This is a genomic window from Endozoicomonas sp., assembly GCF_051008435.1.
Lineage (GTDB): Bacteria > Pseudomonadota > Gammaproteobacteria > Pseudomonadales > Endozoicomonadaceae > Endozoicomonas_A.
This window is the reverse complement of sequence record NZ_JBPCXO010000425.1, coordinates 1-9,507: the sequence shown is the minus strand read 5'-3', so window position 1 is coordinate 9,507 and position 9,507 is coordinate 1. Positions and strand designations below refer to the sequence as shown.

The following is a 9,507-nucleotide window of genomic DNA, read 5'->3' as shown; positions in this document are numbered from 1 at the left end:
GCATAAAGGCGGTAAAAGGCTGCCAATCTGTAAAAATGAGCAAATCACGTCGGAGATATGGATGTTTTTTGCTCATTTTGTGATTTTGGATATCTGAATAACCTATTCTCGGTCAGGCTCCTAGGCGACAAGAGAGCGAATCTCCGTGAGCTTACGAGTAGTAGGTGATCGGATGGTCCGGCATCCCGGTGAGCGACGACTGCATGGATGCAGGAGATAGAGCAACGCAGGAGCAGTTGCCGAACGCTGACAACAACGTAGCATCTTGAAAGGCGATGGGTATATCCTCAAAACACAATTATAGGACTTACGCATTGATGGCACCTGCTAATTTTGGTAACGGGTGATCTTGGCCCCTTGCAAAACTCTCAATGAATACAAGATGAGGAAGTGGGTAGCGATGGTTATCAGCACGAACTTTAGTCAAATCAGAAAACAGATCAAGAAAGGTCATTGACGGCATCCTGCGAATCAGGTTGCAGGATGCCAGATTTGGGGGATAATTTTATTGCCCCAAGACAAATGAGATCGCCCTGGCTGGGATCAGTTTTTTGGACAGGGCTTTTTAAGAAAGCATGAGCGGGTGGTCATTGATTTAAGAGAAACAGGCAGACTGTATCTTTCCTATCGTCCTGATCAGACTACAGAAGCGGCGGGGACAGAAACAACTACCGAAAATACCGTGCCTTCTGAAGAACTCATCACCTCTATAGAGCCGGAACAAACCACAACCGCTACTGACACAGAAACCAGAACAGCCACTGAAGAGACAACTGAAGAGACAACTGAAGAGACAACTGAAGAGTCTGTCAGCTCAACAGAGGTTCCGGCCACTTCACCCCTATCAGAGCCGGAAGAACCGACAGAGAACCACGAGCCCGATAATGCCTGATTGATTCAGCTAACGGTTTGAACAGGGACGTTCAAAGGCCGCATCGACGCAACTGTGCACCATAGTTAGAAGCCCGGCCATGGACTTTTTTCGCGGTATTCATCAGCCAGGGTTTCTTTTTATGAGTACCCCGTTTATAACCACCCCAGCCTTCATGGTAATTCAGGTAGAGAAGGTCAGCACGCCAGAGAGAAACACCATTGACGCGTCGGGTTCTATTGGTGTACCAGCCGATAAAGTCTATGGCATCTTCAAAATCATCACGACCTTTGAACCAGCCCCCATTCTCTTTCAGATACATATCCCAGGTACCATCCTGCGCCTGGGCATAACCGTAGGCAGATGAATTTCTGGGTAAGGGAATAAACAGAAACCAGGGTCTGGGAGGCCTTACATCATGACGGTATGAAGACTCCTGATACATGATCGCCATCATGATCTGGATCGGAGTCCCCCATTTTTCATTCGCTTTTTTTGCGTGGCGATACCAACTGCGCTTTTCCTTGAAAACACTGCAGAGGTTATGGGGATTGGCAGGAGGTGTTGTGCTGGCACAACCGGTCAGAAAAAGAAATCCTGTTATTGTAACGATCAGCGCCAGCCCCCGTTTCACTTGTCAGCCTCCCCATTCCTGCATCAAATTAATAAATTCATCTTCTGTAACGACACGAACACCAAGATTTTGAGCCTTGGTCAGCTTGGAACCGGCTTTTTCGCCCGCCAGCAAAGCACTGGTTTTCGCTGAGACGGAGCCTGTCACCTTGGCTCCCAGCTTCTGCAGTTTGGCCTTGCCTTCATCCCGGGTCATATTGTGCAAAGTGCCTGTCAGTACCCAAACCTCACCTTCCAATGGCTGAGCCTTCCCCTCTTCTGGCTCAGCTTCTTCTTCCCAGTGAATGCCTACTTTCAGCAACTCATCAATCACTTCCAGATTATGCTCTTGCTGGAAAAACTTTTCTATGTGAGCCGCAACCACAGGGCCTACATCGTCGACTTCCTGTAACTGTTCTACCGTCGCAGTCTTAATGGCTTCAAGATCACGGTAATGCGCCACCAGACTCTGGGCTGTTGCTTCACCGACCTCTCGAATCCCCAACCCATAAATAAATCTGGCCAGCGTCGTTTTCTGACTGACTTTCAGGGCATTCACCAGGTTGGTCGCAGACTTTCTACCCATTCGCTCAAGAGAGGCTATGGGTTCTACTGTCAGCTTATAGAGGTCGGCTACATTATTCACCAGCCCCTGCTCAACAAACTGCTCAACCAGCTTATCACCCAAACCGTCAATATCCATGGCTTTTCTGGAAGCAAAGTGTTTGATTGCTTCCTTACGTTGGGCTGAGCAATAAAGACCGCCGGTGCATCGGGCTGCCGCTTCATCTTCATCTCTTTCAACGTCTGAATCGCAAATCGGGCAGCGTTCAGGCAGCTCAATAACCCGGGCATCATCAGGTCTTCGGTCGGGAATCGTTCGAACCACTTTTGGAATCACATCACCGGCCCGGTGAATCACAACCGTATCGCCAATTTTGAGATCCAGGCGAGCCACTTCATCCATATTATGGAGCGTTGCATTACTCACCGTAACACCGCCCACAAAAACCGGCTCCAGACGAGCAACCGGAGTGATAGCACCGGTTCTACCTACCTGAAACTCGACATCTTTAAGGATCGTCATTTCTTCCTGAGCAGGAAATTTATGAGCAATCGCCCATCGGGGAGCACGAGCGACAAAACCCAGTTGTGCCTGCATAGCCAGACTGTTGACCTTGTAAACAATGCCATCAATCTCATAGGGCAAACTTGCACGTTTCTCACTCATTCGTGTGAAATACGCTGCACAGGCAGCAGCCCCTTCTACTACTCGCAGTTCAGGATTGACCCGCAGCCCCCAGGTTTTAAAACGCTCAAGAATATCGGCATGTTTCTCGGGTAACTCGCCACCTTCTACGATACCGCCACTGTAACAGTACATGTCCAGGGGTCTTTTGGCCGTCACTTTTGAATCAAGCTGTCTCAGACTGCCAGCGGCAGCATTTCGGGGGTTAACAAAAACCTTTTCATCCCGGGCTTTAGCTCTTTGATTCAGCTTTTCAAAACCGGCCTTGGGCATGAAAATTTCACCACGCACTTCCAGACGGGTTGGCCAGCCTTCACCCACCAGCTTTAAAGGGATGGAAGCAATGGTGCGAACATTCATGGTAATGTCTTCACCGGTCGTACCATCTCCCCGGGTAGCCCCACGAACCAGCAGGCCATTCTCATAAAGAAGGCTGACAGCAATACCATCCAGCTTGGGTTCACAGGCATATTCCACTGCCGAGTCAGCTCCCAAGCGCTCCCTTACTCTGCGATCAAAATCATTCAGGTCGTCCTCATTGAAAGCATTGTCCAGAGATAACATGGGCAGTTCATGGCGAATCTGTCCAAATTCCTTTAACGGTGCTGCACCCACCCGCTGTGAGGGTGACTCAGAAGTGATCAGCTGTGGATAATCCGTCTCTATTGCCTTCAACTGTTGCATCAGCCGGTCATAGCTGGCATCTGCAATCTTTGGGTCATCAAGAACATAATAACGGTAGTTATGATCATTTATCTGTTCTCGCAGGCCCTGGATTTGCTGCTCGGCGTCCTTAAGAGAGAGGGTGGTTTGAGTCATGATTCTATTACTTAAAAAATGACGCTGATCAGCGTCATCAATGAAAAGAGTATGCAGGTTGAATCCTTCTACTCAGCTTTTCAACAGAGTCCCCCCGGAGTCTCCGGGGGATTTCAGATTCATGGTGTGGGAGTAAATCAGTCAGCCAGCTTTTGGGTCAGCTGCTTTCTTTCGAAGTCGCGAATACGTTGGCGGTAGTGTTCCAGCGTCTGCTGGGTCAATACACTAAAGTGTTCGTCTTTCAACTCCCCACCCAGATCCAGCGCCAGTTGACGGACCGTTTCTTCCATCAACATAAATGCCTTGAGTGGTTCGCGAGGTCCCGGCAATCCCATAAAAATAGTGACAGCAGGGGTCTCGGTGGATTCCAGCTTGGCGATATCAAACGTACCGGGTTCAACACCATTGGCCATACTGAACAGGATTTGTCCGGTGCCATCCTTTTGAGCATAACGATGGAAGATCGACATATCGCCATAACGCATTCCTGTCGCTAGCAGACTCTGCAACAACCTTGCGCCATCAAAACTCTCACCGCCTTTAGCCAGCAGGTTGATCACCAGAATTTCACTGGCTGCGGGTCGATCTGCCAGCCTCTCCTGGTTAATTGGACGGTGGCTTTTCTCAGCTCGGGCTGGCTTGGTTTCTGCAACCGGAGGAGGTACGGGAGCCTGAGGTGCCTCAGCACTCTCTGATCTAGAAGAAAAACTCTCCTTCACGGGTGCTGGCTTTTCCGTTCTGGTCACTGGCTCTTTTGCCATAATTACTGGCTCAGCCGAGAGTACTTCCGAAGCTTCATCAACCTGTGTCAAAACAGGGACTGGCTCTGGCTCTTCCTGAACCACCGGAGCTTGGGCAGACTGCATCCAATCCGGCACTTCTTTTGCTGTTCTGGCTGGAGTCGACGCTTCTGATTCAAGACTGGAAATTTCTGGTTCAATACGCTCCCGCACGGGAACATGGGCCTGTTCTTCTGAACGCACCCAGTTTTTCATTGTTTCCAGCTTCTGGGTGGGACCCCCTGACTTTCTGGCTCCACCATTGGGCAGTTCACTGCCAAAACCCTCTTCGTTGCCTTTTACATCTTCAAGACCGAAAGACAGTTCTGTTGCCCTTTTTCTAGCCAGACGCATACGGCGGTATCCATCAGCCAAAACGCCAATAATGACGACGATTCCGATTATTACCAACCAATCTCGTAAACTCATGTCCATGCCGCCTGTTTACCCAATGGATTGTTGCCGTCTGAAAATCAACAACCCGAAAACTCAAATATCTGGAAATGTTCAATCGGTGAAAATCGTTACCATGTTACAACAAAATAATTTGTAATCAGACTATTGTTTATGATTATTGATACAACACGTTTTTTATTTACACTTTCACAACAATTTTCCGGTAAAGCCTTTGTCCGGTAAAGCCTTTGTCCGGTAAACGCCAGAATTAATATCAATTAAGCGCCCTGACCTACAACTCTATTCTGGCGAGTATTTGTCATCCCTTCAAGCGCAAACCCCGGTTTATCAATGAGAAACTCTATAAATAGTCATAACTGTTTCAATCAGGCTATGCAACCGTGCAGGCCGTTTCTATCCAAGATATGTTAATTCAGGTTCTTGGTTCTCAGATTTAAGGCCATTTAACAATACAAAAGCAGCCCCTGGAGGCTACTTTTTATGAACAGTCACCGACTTACAGTTCAGCCATTGCCGCTGCTTCTTCCACATCTACCGACACAGGTCTGGATACACCTGGCTCCTGCATCGTGACACCCACCAGCTGGTTGGATGCCTGCATGGCAATCTTGTTGTGAGTAATATAGATGAATTGCACCTTTTCACTCATTTCAGACACCATTCTGGCGTAACGCCCTACGTTGGCATCGTCCAGTGGCGCATCCACCTCATCAAGCATACAGAAAGGCGATGGATTCAGCTGGAAGATGGCAAATACCAGAGCAATCGCTGTCAGGGCTTTTTCACCACCGGACAACAAATGAATCGTACTGTTCTTCTTGCCAGGGGGTTGCGCCATAATCGCCACCCCGGTATCCAGAAGATCTTCACCGGTCAGCTGCAGATATGCCTGACCACCGCCAAAGACCTTGGGGAACAGTTCCTGCAAACCGGTATTAACCTTTTCAAAGGTCACTTTGAAGCGCTGGCGAGTTTCCCGGTCGATTTTGTGTATGGCATTTTCCAATGTCTCAAGAGCGGATTCCAGATCAGCATTTTGTGCATCCAGATAGGTTTTCCGCTCTGACTGGGTTTCGTATTCTTCGATAGCGGCAAGGTTAATAGCACCCAGCCTTTCAATCCGGGCCTGCAATCGCTCCAGCTCCTGCTCCCAGGCATGTTCTGAAGCTTCTTCCGGCATATTGGCCAGAACCGTGTCCAGATCAAACTGGTCTTCCAGCAACTGATCAGCCAGAGTCGTACGCCTGACCTGCATGCCCTGCCAGTCCATTCTTAACTTTTCAAGCCTTGAACGGGCTGTCTGCGCTTTTTGCTCAGCAGACTGTCGACTCTTTTCCATTTGCTGCATTCGCTGTTCAACTTCTTCCAGTTCACTGCGAGCTTTCTGCATGGCCTCTTCTTCTTCCAGCCTTCTGGCTAAAAGAATTTCTAACTGTTCCTGCAATTCGCCTTCGGGAGAATGAGACTCTGACAAGGATGCCTGGAGTAATTCCCGACGTTCGCGCAGCTTGGTCGACTGTTGGCTGAGACGCTCAATAGCCGCTCGCAACGATTCAAGCTGACTGTTGATGGTTTGCTGTCTCAAGGCTAACTGATGCAGACGGTCCTTATCCTGACGGGAGCGCTGACGAACCTGCTCCAGTTTCTCTCTGCTCTGCTCTCTTTTCTCCAGCAAATCCTCTTTCAGGCCGCTGTCCATTTCCATACGATCCAGAGCTTCCTGGAGTCGCAGACGGGATTCACCAATACTTTCCTGCTCGGCCTGACTCAACTCCTGGCATTCAGCAATTTCATGCTGGAGACGGGTGCGTCTTTCAGAAAACTGTTCCAGTCTGACTTTTCTGGCACCGAGATCTGCTCTGACTTCACCCTGAGTTCGGCTGAGTTCAGTAATCTGCTGCTGGGTCTGCTGACGATGGGTTTCCAACTGTTCGGATTGAATTTTAACGTCAGCCAGACGTTCTTCTACCTGCTGACTGAGCGATTCCAGCTCTTCCATCCGCAGACCCAGCTGTTCCAGCTCTTGCTGACGAGCCAGAACACCGGAGTGACTGTCCGTTTCACGGCAAATTCGCAGCCAGTTTCTGGATAACCAGATACCGTCTTTTGTTACGATGGATTCATGGGCCTGCAAAGAACCACGGGCAGACAAAGCTGCTTCCAGAGCATCACTGACATAGATGCCAGCCAACAGTCCCTGAGCTTCACTGCCTGCCTGAACCTTGCCAGCCAGAGCCTGCAGCGCACCTTTGGCATCCGTTGAAACCTGATGGGCCGAGGCATCGAGAAGGACCGCAGTACCCTGCTCCAGAGAACCCAGCAATCCTGCAACAGGATCCAGATTATCAACACAAAGCGCTTGCAGACTGTCGCCCAGAACGGTTTCAACCGCCAGCTCCCAGCCCGTTTCAACTTGCAGTTTCTCAGCCAGCCGGGGAGCTGACTCCAGACCATGTTGCTCCATCCAGACCATCACACCGGTATCCTGCCCCATAGCGGCTTGCTGCAGGGCTTCCAGGGAAGCATGACGCCCCCTGATCATACTCAGTTCATTACGATGACTGTCTCGGTCTTCCTGCAACTGATCGAACTGAAGACGGTTCTCCTCAATGCCAGAGGTGGTTTCTTCCAGTTTTAATTCATGGGTTTCGCGGGTCAGTTCCAGCTCGGTCAGTTTTTCAGAAAGCAACTCCATCTCTTCAAGGTCTTCTCCCCCACCCAGACTGCTGCTTTCTTCTTTCAGACGCTGTTCACGCGCCTGCAGGCGTTCCAATACGGTCTCTGCATGTTGTATCCGGGACTGCTCCACTTCTGCAGCCTTCTGAGGCTCATGGGAGCGTTGGCTGAACTGATCCCATTCCTGTTGAAGACGATGCACTTCTTCTTCAACCTGGGCCAGAGAGTCACCGGACATGTATTCCTGCTCCTGAAGCATTTCCAGCTCAGGTTCAATCTGCAGTTTTTCTTCTTCCAGCATTTCCAGCTGGGATTGATCTTCCGCCATCTGTTCACGAGCTTCCTGCCAGCTTTGATCCAGCTGCTGAAGATCATGACTCAATTCTTTGGCCCGCTCTTCCTTATGGCGAAGCGTTTGCTCGATCCGGGTAATCTCGTTGCCCGTGCCATAGTATTTGGCCTGGGTTTCATGGAAGTGATCACTCAATTCCATTTGCTGGGCGCGGTCTTTTTCCATCCCCGCATCAGAGGAGCGCTGATCACTGACGGCGGCTTCCAGCTGAACTTCCAGTTCGGAAATCACATGTTCCTGATTCCTGACTTTTTCATCAATGCCCTGCCAGCGCAATGCCTGGAGCTGGGCTTTTTTCAGGCGCTCATCGGCTTTGTACTCTTTGTATTTTTCTGCTGCTTCAGCCTGTCTCTGCAAATGACCAAGACGTCGTCCCATCTCTTCACGCAGGTCAGTCAGACGTTCCAGGTTTTCGTTGGTACGGCGAATACGATTTTCTGTCTCTCGGCGACGTTCCTTGTACTTGGAAATGCCTGCTGCTTCCTCAATAAAAACCCTGAGATCTTCCGGCTTGGATTCAATGAGTGAGGAAACAATGCCCTGACTGATGATGGAATAACTGCGCGGTCCCATGCCGGTTCCCAGAAAGATATCCATAACATCTTTCCGGCGGCACTTGTTGCCATTAAGGTAGTAAAAGTTCTTGGCTTCAGAGGTGAGCATTCTGCGTATGGAAATTTCGCTATAAGCGGCAAATTCACCCGTAACCCGACCTTCGTTATTATCAAAGATCAACTCTACGGTAGCCTTTGCAGCAGGCTTACGGCTATTGGATCCTTTGAAGATAACGTCCGTCATGGACTCACCACGAAGGTGCTTGGCAGAAGACTCTCCCATTACCCAGCGAACGGCGTCAATAATATTGGATTTTCCGCAGCCATTCGGGCCAACAACAGCGCACATATTGGAGGGAAAATGAACCGTTGTGGGATCCACAAAGGATTTGAAACCGGCCAGTTTGATCGATTTAAGACGCATCTTTTCCTTAATTCATAGCTATCAGGGCCACAGCTGCCTGGTTAACGGTAAAAAAGCTTGTTCTTATCCACAAGCCGTTGAAGACTTTTACATGAGTCACTGGCGACGTTTTAAGCACGTTGTTGATGACTCTTTTTCCGGTGGCCCTCAATCCCTGTCCCCGAAGCTACTCCCTGTATCAAGTCTGTCTAACTTCTACGAGTGTACACAGAATCTGCCTGTCAGGAAAAGTCGTTCTAACCGAAAGCTTTGACCATCCACCCTCAGGCAAGTTCAGTCTATCTCGACCTGGTTCTGGAAGAGCATCCATTTACTGGCAAAAACCCCTTGTTTTAGCGGCCCGTCTACTTATTGCTCCTGATTAATCCGCTGAGCTTGCTGGCTTTGCCTTCAGACAGAGATAGGTAGTCAACCAGGTAACAGCGACCGAAGTTCCAATCAAGATCAAGTTTTCACAATAATCGCTGGAATCACATAGCTCAGTGCGCTGAAGGGCAGAGCACAAGGTTCCATGGGTTCAGAGTCTGAAGAAGGGGTGGGTTGCGGTGATTGCGCCAACGTCATCCTGTTTCTTCCTTGGTTGGCATCCCTCCAGCCCATTCTTTCGGTATACGATCTACAACTGCAGAGGGTTTGAAACAGTATTGAGTAATCTATGATTATCTATCATAATCTCACACTATGGATAAGAGATTAGTCAAGATTGGTGAAGCAGCTCGCTTGCTGGGTACTGACCACTCAACATTGAGGAAGT

Annotated in this window: 6 protein-coding genes; 1 reads left to right on the top strand and 5 read right to left on the bottom strand. The window is 49.5% G+C overall.

All coding sequences use genetic code 11. The features are described from left to right. Positions 1–307 precede the first annotated feature (307 nt). The gene (locus tag ACR2PX_RS21400; RefSeq protein WP_434001389.1) at positions 308–454 is read right to left on the bottom strand and encodes a hypothetical protein; all 147 of its coding nucleotides are present in this window, start codon (positions 452–454) and stop codon (positions 308–310) included. Positions 455–583: 129 nt separating this feature from the next. On the opposite strand from ACR2PX_RS21400, the gene ACR2PX_RS21395 reads away from it, so the two are divergent. Further along, on the top strand, positions 584–892 hold the full coding sequence (locus tag ACR2PX_RS21395; protein ID WP_434001388.1) for a hypothetical protein: 309 nt from the start codon (positions 584–586) through the stop codon (positions 890–892). 31 nt (positions 893–923) lie between these two features. Here ACR2PX_RS21395 and ACR2PX_RS21390 read toward each other — a convergent pair whose 3' ends face one another. From ACR2PX_RS21390 to smc, 4 genes are all read right to left on the bottom strand, one after another. Next, positions 924–1,505: a hypothetical protein gene (locus ACR2PX_RS21390; protein WP_434001387.1), complete on the bottom strand. Its 582-nt coding sequence runs from the start codon at positions 1,503–1,505 to the stop codon at positions 924–926. A gap of 3 nt (positions 1,506–1,508) precedes the next feature. Further along, complete coding sequence (gene ligA / locus ACR2PX_RS21385) at positions 1,509–3,551, bottom strand: NAD-dependent DNA ligase LigA (protein WP_434001386.1); 2,043 nt, start codon at positions 3,549–3,551, stop codon at positions 1,509–1,511. Positions 3,552–3,688: 137 nt separating this feature from the next. Continuing rightward, positions 3,689–4,759, bottom strand: coding sequence for a cell division protein ZipA (zipA, locus tag ACR2PX_RS21380; RefSeq protein WP_434001385.1), 1,071 nt, complete (start codon positions 4,757–4,759; stop codon positions 3,689–3,691). Between the two features lie 484 nt (positions 4,760–5,243). Next, positions 5,244–8,753 (bottom strand): chromosome segregation protein SMC, encoded by a 3,510-nt coding sequence (gene smc / locus ACR2PX_RS21375; RefSeq protein WP_434001384.1) that lies wholly within the window; start codon positions 8,751–8,753, stop codon positions 5,244–5,246. Between the last annotated feature and the right edge of the window lie 754 nt (positions 8,754–9,507).

Coding starts and splice junctions, on each gene's coding strand:
- ACR2PX_RS21400 (WP_434001389.1), bottom strand. CDS start 454: ATGACCTTTCTTGATCTGTTTTCTGATTTGACTAAAGTTCGTGCTGAT.
- ligA (WP_434001386.1), bottom strand. CDS start 3,551: ATGACTCAAACCACCCTCTCTCTTAAGGACGCCGAGCAGCAAATCCAG.
- zipA (WP_434001385.1), bottom strand. CDS start 4,759: ATGAGTTTACGAGATTGGTTGGTAATAATCGGAATCGTCGTCATTATT.
- smc (WP_434001384.1), bottom strand. CDS start 8,753: ATGCGTCTTAAATCGATCAAACTGGCCGGTTTCAAATCCTTTGTGGAT.